Origin of the sequence: Pantoea sp. K16 (assembly GCF_048452805.1) — a bacterium.
In the GTDB taxonomy this organism is placed as follows: Bacteria; Pseudomonadota; Gammaproteobacteria; order Enterobacterales; family Enterobacteriaceae; genus Pantoea; species Pantoea agglomerans.
Map to the genome: position 1 here is coordinate 72,357 of NZ_JBLWNV010000014.1, position 14,754 is coordinate 87,110.

The 14,754-nt window shown below is 56.3% G+C and carries 13 protein-coding genes; 8 read left to right on the forward strand and 5 right to left on the reverse strand.

Annotated features, from left to right (window positions below; translation table 11 throughout):
• Positions 1–29: 29 nt before the first annotated feature.
• From gyrB to dnaA, 4 genes are all read right to left on the reverse strand, one after another.
• The gene (gene gyrB, locus ACK13D_RS18100; RefSeq protein ID WP_010258926.1) at positions 30–2,438 is read right to left on the reverse strand and encodes a DNA topoisomerase (ATP-hydrolyzing) subunit B; all 2,409 of its coding nucleotides are present in this window, start codon (positions 2,436–2,438) and stop codon (positions 30–32) included.
• An 18-nt stretch (positions 2,439–2,456) separates the two neighbouring features.
• On the reverse strand, positions 2,457–3,542 hold the full coding sequence (gene recF / locus ACK13D_RS18105; protein ID WP_010258927.1) for a DNA replication/repair protein RecF: 1,086 nt from the start codon (positions 3,540–3,542) through the stop codon (positions 2,457–2,459).
• Positions 3,543–3,856: 314 nt separating this feature from the next.
• Positions 3,857–4,957 carry a DNA polymerase III subunit beta gene (gene dnaN, locus ACK13D_RS18110; protein ID WP_010258930.1) on the reverse strand — a complete coding sequence of 367 codons (1,101 nt, stop codon included), beginning with the start codon at positions 4,955–4,957 and terminating at the stop codon, positions 3,857–3,859.
• A gap of 4 nt (positions 4,958–4,961) precedes the next feature.
• Positions 4,962–6,377, reverse strand: a complete 1,416-nt coding sequence (gene dnaA / locus ACK13D_RS18115) for a chromosomal replication initiator protein DnaA (RefSeq protein ID WP_010671615.1) — start codon at positions 6,375–6,377, stop codon at positions 4,962–4,964.
• A gap of 597 nt (positions 6,378–6,974) precedes the next feature.
• Between dnaA and rpmH the strand changes: the two genes are divergently transcribed.
• The 7 genes from rpmH (at position 6,975) to ACK13D_RS18150 (ending at position 12,591) form a co-directional block, all read left to right on the forward strand.
• Complete coding sequence (gene rpmH, locus ACK13D_RS18120) at positions 6,975–7,115, forward strand: 50S ribosomal protein L34 (protein ID WP_003849659.1); 141 nt, start codon at positions 6,975–6,977, stop codon at positions 7,113–7,115.
• Between the two features lie 14 nt (positions 7,116–7,129).
• Positions 7,130–7,489 carry a ribonuclease P protein component gene (gene rnpA, locus ACK13D_RS18125; RefSeq protein WP_008926396.1) on the forward strand — a complete coding sequence of 120 codons (360 nt, stop codon included), beginning with the start codon at positions 7,130–7,132 and terminating at the stop codon, positions 7,487–7,489.
• Positions 7,453–7,710, forward strand: a complete 258-nt coding sequence (gene yidD / locus ACK13D_RS18130) for a membrane protein insertion efficiency factor YidD (protein WP_008926397.1) — start codon at positions 7,453–7,455, stop codon at positions 7,708–7,710. Before rnpA ends, yidD begins: the two co-directional genes overlap by 37 nt.
• 2 nt (positions 7,711–7,712) lie before the next feature.
• Positions 7,713–9,359 (forward strand): membrane protein insertase YidC, encoded by a 1,647-nt coding sequence (gene yidC, locus ACK13D_RS18135; protein ID WP_010258933.1) that lies wholly within the window; start codon positions 7,713–7,715, stop codon positions 9,357–9,359.
• A gap of 92 nt (positions 9,360–9,451) precedes the next feature.
• Complete coding sequence (mnmE, locus tag ACK13D_RS18140; RefSeq protein WP_010258935.1) at positions 9,452–10,816, forward strand: tRNA uridine-5-carboxymethylaminomethyl(34) synthesis GTPase MnmE; 1,365 nt, start codon at positions 9,452–9,454, stop codon at positions 10,814–10,816.
• A 265-nt stretch (positions 10,817–11,081) separates the two neighbouring features.
• Positions 11,082–11,672 carry a malonic semialdehyde reductase gene (locus ACK13D_RS18145; protein ID WP_010258936.1) on the forward strand — a complete coding sequence of 197 codons (591 nt, stop codon included), beginning with the start codon at positions 11,082–11,084 and terminating at the stop codon, positions 11,670–11,672.
• Positions 11,673–11,841: 169 nt separating this feature from the next.
• Positions 11,842–12,591 carry a 4'-phosphopantetheinyl transferase family protein gene (locus tag ACK13D_RS18150; RefSeq protein WP_158132132.1) on the forward strand — a complete coding sequence of 250 codons (750 nt, stop codon included), beginning with the start codon at positions 11,842–11,844 and terminating at the stop codon, positions 12,589–12,591.
• 36 nt (positions 12,592–12,627) lie between these two features.
• Here ACK13D_RS18150 and ACK13D_RS18155 read toward each other — a convergent pair whose 3' ends face one another.
• Positions 12,628–13,941, reverse strand: a complete 1,314-nt coding sequence (locus tag ACK13D_RS18155) for an NCS2 family permease (RefSeq protein WP_010258938.1) — start codon at positions 13,939–13,941, stop codon at positions 12,628–12,630.
• 152 nt (positions 13,942–14,093) lie between these two features.
• Between ACK13D_RS18155 and yieH the strand changes: the two genes are divergently transcribed.
• Complete coding sequence (gene yieH / locus ACK13D_RS18160) at positions 14,094–14,753, forward strand: 6-phosphogluconate phosphatase (protein WP_010258939.1); 660 nt, start codon at positions 14,094–14,096, stop codon at positions 14,751–14,753.
• The last annotated feature ends 1 nt before the right edge of the window (position 14,754 follow it).

Below are 14,754 nucleotides of genomic sequence, written 5' to 3' on the forward strand. Positions count from 1 at the left end.
GGGTGATGGCCTTTCATCTCTGATGCCGGTTAAATATCGATATTAGCGGCTTTCAGCGCATTTTCTTCGATGAAGGCGCGGCGCGGTTCAACCGCATCGCCCATCAGGGTAGTGAACAGCTGATCAGCGCCAATCGCATCTTTAATGGTAACGCGCAGCATACGACGGCTGTCTGGATCCATGGTGGTTTCCCACAGCTGCTCCGGGTTCATCTCGCCCAGACCTTTGTAGCGCTGGACCGAGAGGCCGCGACGCGACTCTTTAATCAGCCACTCAATCGCCTGTTCGAAGCTTGCCACTGGCTGACGACGCTCGCCACGCTCGATGTAAGCATCCTCTTCCAGCAGACCACGCAGTTTGCTGCCCAGGGCGCAGATTTTGCGATACTCAGGACCCTGAATGAAATCAGCATCCAGCGGATAGTCAGTATCTACACCGTGGGTACGGACGCGCAGTACCGGCTCGAACAGGTTTGATTCGCGGTTTTCACGCACCTGTGCCAGATAGGTGCTGCCATGCGCTTCGCGCTCCGTCAGATAGCTCACCAGACCATTCAGCCAGGTTGTAACCTCTGCTTCGCTGGTCAGGTCGCTCAGCGTGTCGTGATAAATCATCGCACGCAGCATGGCCATCGGATAACGGCGCTCCATACGCTTGATCATCTTCTGGGTGCTGTTGAAGTCAGTGACCAGCGTCTCCAGCGGCTCACCGCCCAGCGCCGGCGCGCTGGCATTGGTGTGCAGCGTCGCGCCATCAAGCGCGATAGCGATCTGATATTGATCCATCGCTTCATCATCTTTGATGTACTGCTCCTGCTTGCCTTTCTTCACTTTATAGAGTGGCGGCTGGGCGATATAAACGTGGCCGCGCTCAATGATTTCAGGCATCTGACGATAGAAGAAGGTCAGCAGCAGGGTACGGATGTGCGAACCATCGACGTCGGCATCGGTCATGATGATGATGCTGTGATAGCGCAGCTTGTCCGGGTTGTACTCGTCGCGACCAATACCGCAGCCCAGCGCGGTGATCAGCGTGGCCACTTCCTGGGAGGCGAGCATCTTGTCGAAACGCGCTTTCTCAACGTTAAGAATCTTACCTTTCAGCGGCAGAATCGCCTGGTTTTTACGGTTACGGCCCTGTTTGGCCGAGCCGCCTGCGGAGTCACCCTCCACCAGGTAGATTTCAGACAGCGCCGGGTCGCGCTCCTGGCAATCCGCCAGTTTGCCTGGCAGACCCGCCAGGTCCAGCGCGCCTTTACGGCGGGTCATTTCACGGGCGCGGCGTGCCGCTTCACGGGCACGGGCGGCGTCGATGATTTTGCCGACTACAATTTTGGCGTCTGATGGGTTTTCCAGCAGGTATTCAGCCAGCAGTTCATTCATCTGCTGCTCAACCGCTGTTTTCACCTCGGAGGAGACCAGTTTATCTTTGGTCTGCGAGGAGAATTTAGGATCCGGCACTTTCACCGAAACCACAGCGATCAGACCTTCACGGGCATCATCACCGGTGGCGCTGACTTTAGCCTTCTTGCTGTAACCCTCTTTTTCCATATAGGCATTCAGGGTACGGGTCATCGCTGAACGGAAACCGGCGAGGTGTGTACCGCCGTCGCGCTGTGGGATGTTGTTGGTAAAGCAGTAGATATTTTCCTGGAAGCCGTCGTTCCACTGCAGCGCCACTTCCACACCAATGCCATCTTTCTCGGTAGAGAAATAGAACACGGTAGGATGAATCGGGGTTTTGTTTTTGTTGAGGTACTCAACAAACGCCCGGATACCGCCTTCATAGTGGAAGTGATCGCTTTTACCATCACGCTTATCATCCAGACGAATCGACACGCCGGAGTTCAGGAATGAGAGTTCACGCAGGCGTTTCGCCAGGATGTCATACTCAAAATCGCGCACGTTGGTAAAGGTTTCGTGGCTCGGCCAGAAACGCACACGGGTCCCGGTAATGTCGGTCTCACCCGTCACCGCCAGTGGTGCCTGCGGTACGCCATGGACGTAAATCTGCTGATGCACTTTGCCTTCGCGACGAATGGTCAGCTCCAGCTTCTGCGACAGGGCGTTAACCACGGAGACGCCCACGCCGTGCAGGCCGCCGGAGACTTTATAGGAGTTATCATCGAACTTACCGCCAGCATGCAGCACGGTCATGATCACTTCAGCGGCAGAGATGCCCTCTTCTTCGTGAATACCGGTAGGAATGCCGCGTCCATCATCCTGCACCGATACGGAGTTATCGGCATGGATGGTGACCACAATGTCACTACAGTGACCAGCGAGCGCTTCGTCGATTGCGTTATCCACGACCTCGAATACCATGTGATGCAGACCGGTACCGTCATCGGTATCGCCGATATACATGCCCGGGCGTTTGCGTACCGCATCAAGTCCTTTCAGGACTTTAATACTTGAGGAGTCATAAGAATTCGACATCAACGTTTCTCGCTCATTTTAATCTTCAGGTTGAACCGCTATTTTACCCTGTTCCACGCGGAACATCTTGCCCTTTTCGTCGGTCATGTCGATTACATGTCCGGCAGAAATTGCGCTGACAAATACCTGAGCCTGAGTGGCTTTTAACCGTTCCGCCAACAGGCGTCGGCGGCTCTCATCCAGCTCAGAAGCAAAGTCATCAATGAGATAAATACAGCGGCGTCCGCTCTGGCTTGTCAGGAACTCGCCCTGTGCCAGACGCAATGCACACATCAGCAGTTTTAACTGCCCGCGTGAGAGTAAATCTTCTACCGGCGTCCCTTCAGCCCGAATACGAAAATCCGCTTTATGGGGGCCGCTGGCGGTATAGGTCAGTGCGCGATCGCGCTCGAAGTTACGTTCCAGCAGTTCGGCGTAATCGCTCTCTTTGTCCCAGCCACGCTGGAATGAGAAGCGCAGCTCAAATTCCGGCAGAAACTGGCCACAGGTGGCGGTGATTTCCGCTGAAATCGCCGCGCTGTATTCCGCCCGCCACTGGCTGATCTGTTCAGCCAGCGGAACCAGCTCCTGATCCCAGGGACGAATCTGGCTGTAACGTGAGACCTGGCGCAGCGCCGCGTTCCGCTGTTTAAGCAGGCGGCGCATGTTGTTCCAGGCGTTAAAAAAGCCGGGGGTGTTATGAAAGCAGCCCCAGTCGACATAGGCTCTGCGATATTTGGGGCCGCCATTCAGCAAACTAAAGCCTTCAGGGGTGATTAACTGCATCGGCAACAGCTGCGCCAGCTCCGCGACCTTATGACCATCGCTGCCATCAATGCGCACTTTGCTGTCACCGGCACGGTTTTTGGTCAGCCCGACTGAAATTTCCCGCTCTTTGTTTTCCAGACGCCCATGCAGCACAAACGCCGCCTCATCGTGACGAATCACGCGTCCCGCCTGCAGGCTGCGAAACGAACGGCCATGCCCCAGAGTATGAATCGCTTCTAAAACGCTGGTTTTACCACTGCCGTTGGCGCCGACCAGGAAATTAAAGCCGGGTGCCAGCTGCAGGTCAGCCTGCTCAATATTACGAAAATCTTTGATAAGAAGGCGGGTTAAAGCCATGAATCAATCCAGCGTGAAGGGCAATAAAGTTTTGGGCCTGGCGATCCAGGGCGTCAACGGCAAAGCAGGTTTGCCCGATACCTCAGTCACCAGGCCGTCGGCGTTGCAGCTACGTTGCGCCCCGCCAGCGCACAGCCACCGGAGCGTACTGAAGTACGTGAGGATGGCGAGCACTGCCGGGGCACAACGTAGCATGTAAGCCAGGCCGATATATTCTACAAGAAGCGCGCAGGCCCTGGGAGCATACTGAAGTATGTGACCAGGGGCGAGCACTGCCCGGAATCAGAATGGCAAGTAAGCCAGGCCGATATATTCTACAAGCGCATGGGCATGACGACATAGGCCGCTGCCGGACTCGCCACATCCTCAATCTGCACGCTCGACACTGAATCGGTCAGCAGCAGACGGACGTTTTCGCACTTAAGCGCGTTCAGCACATCCAGCACGTAACTGACGTTGAAGCCAATCTCCAGTTCCGTGCCGTTATAGCTGACATCCAGCATCTCTTCCGCTTCTTCCTGTTCAGGGTTATTGGCGGTGATCTTCAGCTGATTTTCGGTGATATAGAGGCGAACACCGCGGAACTTCTCGTTAGAGAGGATAGCGGCGCGGGCAAAGGCCTGTTTGAGCAGATCGCAGCCCGCTTCCAGCGCTTTGTCCGGATTCTTCGGCAATACGCGACGATAATCGGGGAAACGGCCATCAACCAGCTTAGAGGTAAAGATGTAGTCGCCGACATGCGCACGGATATTGCTGCCGCCAATCTGAACCTGCAGCGGAGTATCGCCGCCATCCAGCAGACGCAGCAGTTCAATCACGCCTTTACGCGGCACAATCACCGAATGACTCGGCAGCGCCTGACCAATCGGCATGGAGCAGACAGCCAGACGGTGACCGTCAGTGGCCACGGTGCGCAGCTCTTCCCCTTCGGTTTCGAACATCATGCCGTTGAGGTAGTAACGCACATCCTGATGCGCCATCGAAAACTGGGTCGCTTCAATCAGCCGTTTCAGCGTTGCCTGCGGCAGGGTAAATTCAACTTCACTCTGCCAGTCGTCAAGATTTGGGAAGTCACTGGCGGGCAGGGTCGACAGTGAAAAACGGCTGCGGCCAGAGCGCACCAGCATGCGATCGCCTTCCAGTGCCAGAGTAATTTCTGCGCCATCCGGCAATCCGCGACAGATATCGAGGAATTTACGCGCCGGAACGGTGGTGGATCCAGGCTCATGTGCCTGAGTCAGCGCCACGCGTGCGACCATCTCCATTTCCAGATCGGTACCGGTCAGCAACAGCGAACCTTCAGTTACCTGCAGCAGCAGGTTTCCGAGGATCGGCAGCGTCGGACGACCACCCAGGGGACCACTTACTTGTTGCAGCGGCTTCAGCAACTGCTCACGTTCAACAATAAATTTCATAGCGTCAGGAAGATAATGTTCTGATGAGATTAGAGAAATCTTCTTTGATATCGTGGCTCTCTTCACGCAGCTGCTCAATCTTGCGGCAGGCATGAAGCACCGTTGTATGGTCGCGCCCCCCAAAAGCATCGCCAATTTCTGGCAAGCTATGGTTGGTTAACTCTTTCGCCATCGCCATCGCCATCTGGCGTGGACGTGCCACCGAGCGCGAACGGCGCTTGGAAAGCAGATCCGCCACCTTAATTTTGTAGTACTCAGCCACGGTCTTCTGAATATTATCGATGGTGACCAGCTTTTCCTGCAGCGCCAGCAGATCGCGCAGCGCTTCGCGCACGAAGTCGATGGTAATCGCCCGGCCAGTAAAGTTGGCATTGGCGATCACGCGATTCAGCGCGCCTTCCAGCTCACGCACGTTAGAGCGTAACCGCTTGGCAATAAAGAAGGCGACTTCACCAGGCAGACGGATGTCGTTCTCATCCGCTTTTTTCATCAGGATCGCCACACGCGTTTCCAGCTCAGGCGGCTCGATCGCCACCGTTAAACCCCAGCCGAAACGTGATTTAAGACGATCTTCCACCCCGTTGATCTCTTTTGGATAGCGATCCGAGGTGAGGATGATCTGCTGGTTGCCCTCTAATAAGGCATTAAAGGTGTGGAAGAACTCTTCCTGCGATCGCTCTTTATTAGCAAAGAACTGAATGTCATCGATCAGCAGCGCATCTACCGAACGGTAGTAGCGTTTGAACTCTTCAATCGCATTGTTCTGTAGTGCTTTAACCATGTCCTGCACGAAGCGCTCGGAGTGCATATAAACCACTTTTGCATTGGGTTTTCGGGCAATGATGCCGTTGCCCACCGCATGCAACAAGTGCGTTTTACCGAGACCGGTGCCGCCATACAGAAACAGCGGGTTGTAAGCGCCGCCTGGATTATCCGCCACCTGACGTGCCGCCGCGCGCGCCAGCTGGTTAGATTTACCCTCGACGAAGTTATCGAAGTTATGACGGTTGTTCACATTTGAGCGATAGGTGACGTCGGCCGGAGCCGGGACATTATCCCAGCTGGGACGCATGATCTGCGTCGGGGCCGGACGAATATGGCTCTGTACGGGCATCACGGGCGCGCTGACGCTGGCCATTACAGGCTGGCTGACCGCTGCCGCCTGCTGCTGAACCGGGCGCGTTCCCACTTCAAAACGCAGCGTGGGCACGTTTGGACCGCAGAATTCATTCAGCAGTGCATTGATACTATTAAGGTATTTGTCCCGAACCCAGTCGAGTACGAAGCGATTTGGAGCATACAAGGCAAGCGTATTGTCGTTTAACTCAGCCTGCAGTGGACGGATCCACATGCTGAATTCGGTGGCAGGAAGCTCATCCTGCAAACGGGCAAGACACTGTTGCCAAAGCGTAAGTGACACGGCGGACTCCACTCGTACAAATTCGAAAAGAATAGTAGGCGTTACTCTAAGAAACGTTCATTTTTGACACAGACGCTAAGAAAGCGCCTGCGACCGCTATCAGCGGTTTTCCGTCCTGCAATCACCGGAGGATCGTCAGCGGAAGGGCGGATCATAGCGCAAAGCGAGGCAGAGATCTTCCCTTTCTACACAGTTTTGATCCTTTTTATCCACAGGCCAGAGGCGCGCAAAGAAGTTTACGCCAGTTGCGGGAAAAACCAGCAGGGATCTGGCGCAATCCATTAAAATTTCGGGCGACATCTCATTTTATCCCCAGGATCCGGCAAGCCGATCGCAATAAGATCCCGTGCGATCCTTGCGCTTTAGTGCGGAGCCCGTATAATTCTCCACCCGACATTGAGCCATCAGGCGCAAAGTCGGGACTCTGCGGGCTGTATGCGGGTTTTCAGGCACTATGACACGCGAAGTAAATTGACTCGGGACTGTACAATTATTACAATCCCGCCTCTTTATTAAAGACACATTGAGGCGTAGGTCGATTTTCTGGCCCGAAACGCGTCACCCAGTGAAAATTTTCAAGTTTAGGTAGAAACCGCCATGAAACGCACTTTTCAACCGTCCGTACTGAAGCGCAACCGTTCACACGGTTTCCGTGCTCGTATGGCAACAAAAAATGGTCGTCAGGTTCTGGCACGTCGTCGTGCTAAAGGCCGTTCTCGTCTGACCGTTTCTAAGTAATAAAGCAAGCCCTGATGGGTAAGCTCGCATTTCCCAGGGAGTTACGTTTGTTAACTCCCACTCATTTCACTTTCGTCTTCCAGCAGCCACAACGGGCTGGCACGCCGCAAATTACTATTCTCGGCCGCCTTAACGCGCTGGGGCATCCCCGCATCGGTCTCACCGTCGCTAAAAAACATGTGAAACGCGCTCATGAACGCAACCGGATCAAGCGATTGACCCGCGAAAGCTTTCGTCTGCGTCAACATGAACTGCCGTCGATGGACTTCGTGGTGGTCGCGAAGAAGGGGGTTGCCGATCTGGATAACCGTATGCTGGCGGAAGCGTTGGAGAAATTATGGCGTCGTCACTGTCGCCTGGCGCGCGGCTCCTGATCGTCCTGATACGCGTCTATCAACGCGGCATCAGTCCATTACTGGGACCACACTGTCGGTTTCACCCGACCTGCTCTCATTACGGAATTGAGGCATTACGCAGGTTCGGCCTGATAAAAGGCAGTTGGTTGACATTAAAACGCGTATTAAAATGCCACCCCTTGAACCCGGGTGGTGACGATCCTGTGCCGCCAAAAACCTTTGATACCAGAGAACATTAACGATGGATTCGCAACGCAATCTCTTTCTCATCGCTTTTCTGTTCGTGACCTTTATGATCTGGCAAGCCTGGCAGACGGACCACGCTCCGCAGCCACAGCAGACGCAGACCACACAAGGCACAAACAGCGTAGCGGGTGATACCGCCAGTCAGGGTGTACCGGCCAGCGGTCAGGGCCAGACGATCACCGTTAAGACTGATGTCCTGTCATTGAATATCAACACCCGAGGCGGTGATGTTGAACAAGCACAGCTGCTGACTTTCCCGGACAAACTGGGTTCTAACCAGCCGTTCCAGCTGCTTGAAACAACGCCAGCGTTCCTTTATCAGGCACAGAGTGGTTTGACCGGTCGTAATGGCCCGGATAACCCGAACAACGGCGCGCGTCCGCTGTTCAACGCTGCGCAGGATCACTTCGAGATGGCTGATGGCCAGTCCGAACTGCGTGTGCCGATGACCTACACCGCTGAAAATGGCGTGGTTTACACCAAAACCTTCATCTTCAAGCGTGGCGAATATGCCGTTAATGTCGATTATCATGTCAACAACACCACCCAGCAGCCGCTGGAAGTGTCGCTGTTTGGCCAGCTGAAGCAGACCATCGATCTGCCTAAGCATCGTGATACCGGCAGCAACAACTTTGCTCTGCACACCTTCCGTGGCGCGGCCTACTCCACCAGCGAGTCGAAATATGAGAAGTATAAATTCGACACCATCGCGGATAACGAGAACCTGAACGCCACCACCAGCAATGGCTGGGTTGCGATGCTGCAGCAGTACTTTGCAACAGCATGGGTTCCGCGTACTGAAGGCACCAACACCCTTTACACCAGCAACCTGGGTAATGGCGTGGCGGCGATTGGCTATAAATCTGCACCGGTCACCATTGCCGCGGGCGCACAGCAGAATCTGGGTGCAACGCTGTGGGTCGGCCCGGAAATTCAGGACAAGATGGCAGCGATTGCGCCGCACCTTGATCTGACCGTAGATTACGGCTGGTTGTGGTTTATCTCTCAGCCGCTGTTCAAACTGCTGAAATTTATCCACAGCTTCATCGGTAACTGGGGCTTCTCCATTATCGTGATCACCTTCATCGTGCGCGGCATTATGTACCCGCTGACCAAAGCGCAGTACACCTCGATGGCGAAGATGCGCATGCTGCAGCCGAAAATTCAGGCGATGCGTGAGCGTCTGGGTGATGACAAGCAGAAGCAGAGCCAGGAAATGATGGCGCTGTATAAAGCAGAGAAAGTGAATCCGCTGGGTGGCTGTCTGCCGCTGGTGATTCAGATGCCAATCTTCCTGGCGCTCTACTACATGCTGTCAGGCTCGGTTGAACTGCGTCATGCGCCATTTATTCTGTGGATCCATGACCTGTCAGCGCAGGACCCGTACTACATCCTGCCGATTCTGATGGGCATCACCATGTTCTTCATTCAGAAGATGTCACCGACCACCGTGACCGATCCGATGCAGCAGAAGATCATGACGTACATGCCGGTGATTTTCACCGTGTTCTTCCTGTGGTTCCCGTCAGGTCTGGTGCTGTACTACATCGTCAGCAACCTGGTCACCATTCTCCAGCAGCAGCTGATTTATCGCGGCCTGGAAAAACGTGGTCTGCATAGCCGCGACAAGAAGAAAGCGTAAGCGATCCAGAGCGGGAGTAATCCCGCCCTAAAATAGTCTATTCTCAGGCGGTCAAAGCGACCGCCTGTGTTTTTTGTAGCGAGAGAAAATTTATGAGCCACAGCGATACCATTGTTGCCCAGGCGACGCCACCCGGACGCGGCGGCGTAGGCATTCTGCGCGTCTCTGGCGCCCAGGCGGCAGAGGTCGCCCGCCAGCTGCTGGGCAAACTGCCTAAGCCGCGTTACGCCGATTATCTGCCGTTCACCGATAGCGATGGCCGCGTGCTGGATCAGGGCATTGCGCTGTGGTTTCCCGGTCCTAACTCCTTTACCGGTGAAGATGTGCTGGAGCTGCAGGGCCACGGCGGCCCGGTGATCCTCGATCTGCTGCTGAAGCGCATCGTGGCGCTGCCGGGCGTGCGTATCGCTCAGCCGGGTGAGTTTTCAGAGCGTGCGTTTCTGAATGACAAGCTCGATCTGGCGCAGGCCGAAGCGATTGCCGACCTGATTGATGCCAGTTCGGAGCAGGCGGCGCGTTCGGCCGTGAACTCCCTGCAGGGCGTCTTCTCCACCCGTATCAATCATCTTGTGGAAGCACTCACTCACCTGCGGATCTATGTCGAAGCCGCTATCGACTTCCCGGATGAGGAGATCGATTTCCTCTCTGACGGCAGAATCGAAGCGCAGCTGAATACGGTGATCGGCGACCTGGATGCCGTCCGTGCCGAAGCGCGTCAGGGCAGCCTGCTGCGTGAAGGGATGAAAGTGGTGATTGCGGGCCGGCCTAATGCGGGCAAATCGAGCCTGCTGAATGCGCTGGCGGGCCGTGACGCCGCCATCGTCACGGATATCGCAGGCACCACCCGTGACGTACTGCGTGAGCATATTCATATTGATGGCATGCCGCTGCATATCATCGACACCGCCGGTCTGCGTGAAGCCAGCGACGAAGTGGAGCGCATCGGGATTGAGCGCGCCTGGCAGGAGATCGAACAGGCTGATCGCGTGCTGTTTATGGTGGACGGCACGACGACCGATGCCACCGAAGCGGCGGCGATCTGGCCCGATTTCGTCTCCCGTCTGCCGCCCGAACTGCCGATTACCGTGGTCCGCAACAAGGCGGATGTCACCGGTGAGTCTCTCGGTCTGACAGAAGTAAATGGTCACTCACTGATTCGCCTGTCGGCACGCACCAGCGCGGGCGTGGACGAGCTGCGCGATCACCTGAAGCAGAGCATGGGCTTCGCCGGCAATATGGAAGGCGGCTTCCTGGCGCGTCGCCGTCATCTGCAGGCGCTGGAGCTGGCGGCAACGCACTTACAGCAGGGTAAAGCGCAGCTGCTCGGTGCCTGGGCCGGTGAGCTACTGGCGGAAGAGTTACGTCTTGCCCAGCAGGCGTTAAGCGAGATCACCGGCGAGTTCACTTCTGACGATCTGCTGGGTCGCATCTTCTCCAGCTTCTGTATCGGTAAATAACCGTGCTGGCCTGATAGCGTCCTGCTGTCAGGCCAGATTTCCTGCCACGCTGCCTCCCTGTTATTCCCGCCTCTGCGTTGATTCTTGCTGATATGTTATTTTGCGGCGGCACGGCATTGCCGTATAACGGTTGAAGCGCCGATCTGACGTGCGGCGACGGATTGCGGTGAGTGATCCCCGCCTCATCCCGCCGCGCCGGACCGGACGCAAACCCACTACGTGAACACCGTTGGGCGAACTTTTTCGCCTGAAACAGGAGAGTTGCATGAGTACACCGCTCGACACTGCCGCACTGGACACGCTGTTTAATGACGCCCGCACCCACAGTTACTGGCAGGCTAAGCCCGTCGATAACGCCCTGCTGGAGCAGCTCTATGCTTTAACGGCACTGGGCCCGACCTCGGCGAACTGCTCGCCTGCGCGATTTGTTTTCGTGACCTCGGCGGAAGGCAAAGAGAAGCTGAAACCGGCACTCTCTTCCGGCAATCTGGAAAAAACCATGAGCGCGCCGGTCACGGTGATTGTGGCCTGGGACCGCGAGTTCTATGAGCAGTTGCCCGCCCTGTTCCCCCATGCTGATGCGCGCAGCTGGTTTACCGGCAGCCCGGAAGCGGCAAAAGAGACCGCTTTCCGTAACAGCAGCCTGCAGGCGGGCTACCTGATTCTGGCGGCGCGTTCGCTGGGTCTGGATGCCGGTCCGATGTCCGGTTTTGATCCGGCCAAAGTCAATGACGCCTTTTTCCCCGACGGTCAGTATCAGGTTAACCTGCTGATTAACCTCGGCTATGGTGACGCGTCAAAACTGCATCCGCGCCTGCCGCGACTGAGCTTTGAGCAGGCGAGCCGTTTCGCCTGATGCTGCCCGCGTCGCGATTCGAATCGCGACGCTTATCTCTGGTCGATCCTCGCGACTCTGCTCATCCTATTCCGAATTTACCCCAATCTGTGCGTTGCCAGGTGCATTAAGGTAAGAAAATTCCTACAATGCTTCTGATGATTATCTGACCATTTTCACGGAGCGACAGATGGCTGGTCATTTTGTACGCTGGACGGGCGATCCCGGCTTCCCGGCTAATGATTTACGCATTCCCCAGGCTATCACCGACACGGCACAGCAGTTTGCTGACAAACGCCGTGGGCGATTTCTTGCCGCCCGTATCCTGCTGGCACAACTGATGCTACGGGTTTATGGCATTGGTGAACTGCCGCGCCTGCTTATCCAGAGCAACGGACGCCCCGTTTTTGCTGACAGCGATCTGCCCGATTTCAGCATCGCCTATGCGGGTAATACGGTGGGTGTGCTGCTGGCCGAAGAGGGTGGACGTGCCGGTCTGGATATGGAGATTGTGCATGCCAGAAGCCGTCAGACTCAGGAGCAGCTGATTCAGGGATTAACCTCGGGCGAGATCGCCTGGATCAATGCCCAGCAGGATGCCATGGAGGCGGTGACGCAGATCTGGACATTACGCCAGAGCATTCTCAAGCTGACGGGAGAGGGCGATCGGGGACTGGATTCGCTGCGCCTGTTGCCCGGTGCGGGTCGGCTGCGATCTTCACTCTATCCCGATATTCAGGTGGTGTGTGATGCGGAGCCCATGCTGGTCTGGTCGTGTGCGCTGTCGTCTGCGACTCAGCGTCTGCATCTGTGGGAGATGGATAACGCCTTTCAGTGGCACGCATTACGCGAAATAGAGATGGGTAAGCCCAACATCGGGCCTCATGCTCTGCGGCTGACCAGCCTGCCCAGCGAGCGCAGCCTGCATCCTGAAATGTAAAAAGCCGCAACCCGGCGGTTGCGGCCCTGAATGCGCTTAGTGCGCGTCTACAAAGACAATCTTCAGCACAAACAGCAGAGCAACAATCACTACGCAGGGGCTGATTTCACGCCAGCGGCCAGTACCCAGCTTCATGACGCAGTAAGCGATGAATCCCAGCGCAATGCCTTCGGTGATGGAAAAGCTGAAGGGCATCATGGCGGCGGTCACAAACGCCGGAACGGCTTCGGTCAAATCATCCCAGCGTACGCGCGACAGGCTGGCGGTCATTAACACCCCAACGTAAATCAGCGCGCCCGCAGCGGCGTAGGACGGCACCATCGCGGCCAGCGGTGACAGGAAGGTCACCAGCAGGAACAGCAGGCCGGTGACCACGGCCATCAGGCCGGTACGGCCACCAATCGCCACGCCCGAGGTGCTTTCGATATAGGCGGTCACGGATGAGGTGCCTGCCAGCGCGCCACTCACTGAACTGATGCTGTCGACATAGAGCGCCTGCTGCATCCGCGGGAAAGTGCCGGTTTCATCGGTCAGTCCCGCTTTGTCGGTGACGCCGATCAGCGTGCCGGAGGAGTCGAACAGATTGACCAGCATAAAGGAGAAGATCACGCCCGCCATGCCGATGTTGAAGGCGCCTTTGATATCCACCTGGCCGACCACAGAAGTAATGGAAGGCGGCGCAGAGAACAGGCCGACAAACTTCACGTCACCCAGCATCCAGCCGATAGCGGTAGTAACCACCATCGAGATCAGCACTGCCGCGTGGATATTGCGTGATGCCAGAATAGCGATGATAAAGAAGCCCAGCGCGCCCAGCAGTACGCTGTGCGAGGTCAGGTTCCCCACGGCCACCAGGGTATCGGGATTCGGCACGATAATACCGGCATTCTTCAGCCCCATCATGGCGATAAACAGGCCGATACCGGCGGTAATGCCGACGCGCAGGCTCAGCGGGATATTGGCAATCATCCAGTAGCGAACCCGCAGCAGCGTCAGGATCAGCAGGCCGACCGCACCCCAGAAGATCGCGCCCATACCCACCTGCCACGAATAGCCCATCGCGCCGACCACCACAAAGGCGAAAAAGGCGTTCAGCCCCATTGCGGGCGCCAGCGCCACCGGCAGATTGGCAAACAGTCCCATCAGAATGCTGCCAAAGGCGGCAATCAGACAGGTGGTCACAAACACCGCCTGGGTATCCATGCCGGCGACGCCGAGGATCTGCGGATTGACGAAGACGATGTAGACCATCGTCAGAAAGGTGGTGATACCCGCGATCACTTCGGTGCGCACCGTGGTGCCATGTTCCTGCAGCCTGAAGATGCGCTGCAAAACGCCTTGCTTGCTCATGCCATCCATCCAGAAGAAAAAATCATCGGCGCGTATCCTGGCGATTTTACCGGGGCAATACAATGATTTTTCGCAACCGATTGCCAGTCTCGCAATCTGCGCTGAGTGCGGTAGAGTGTGGAGCACACCCCTGAATCGAAGGATAGAGTCTGATGTCAGTAGAATGCGTCTTTTTTGATTGCGATGGCACGCTGGTGGACAGTGAGTTGCTCTGTACCCAGGCCTACGTCAACACCTTTGCCCGTTACGGCCTGGAACTGTCGCTGCAGCAGATGTTTGAAAAGTATAAGGGCGTCAAACTCTACGACATTATTCGTGACGTCGGCGACGCGCATCAGGTGACGCTGCCGATGGAAGAGGTGGAGACTGCTTATCGCGCAGAGGTCGCGCGGCTGTTTGATCAGCAACTGCAGCCCATCCCGGGCGCGAAAGCGCTGGTTGAGCAGATCAAGGTGCCGATGTGCGTGGTTTCAAACGGGACGGTAAAAAAGATGCAGCACTCGCTGGGCTTAACCGGCATGCTGCCGCTGTTTGCGGAGCACCTCTACAGCGGCTATGACATTCTGCACTGGAAGCCCGATCCGGAACTGATGTACCACGCGGCGGAACAGATGCAGGTACCGATTGAGCGCTGCATTCTGGTGGATGACTCCGAAGCGGGCGCCCGCGCCGGTATCGCCGCCGGCATTCCGGTCTACTACTACTGCGCTGACCCGCACAACCCTGAACTGGATCATCCGCTGGTGACGCGCTTCGACGATATGGCGCAACTGCCTGCGCTGTGGCGCGCCCGTGGCTGGGATCTGGTGTAGC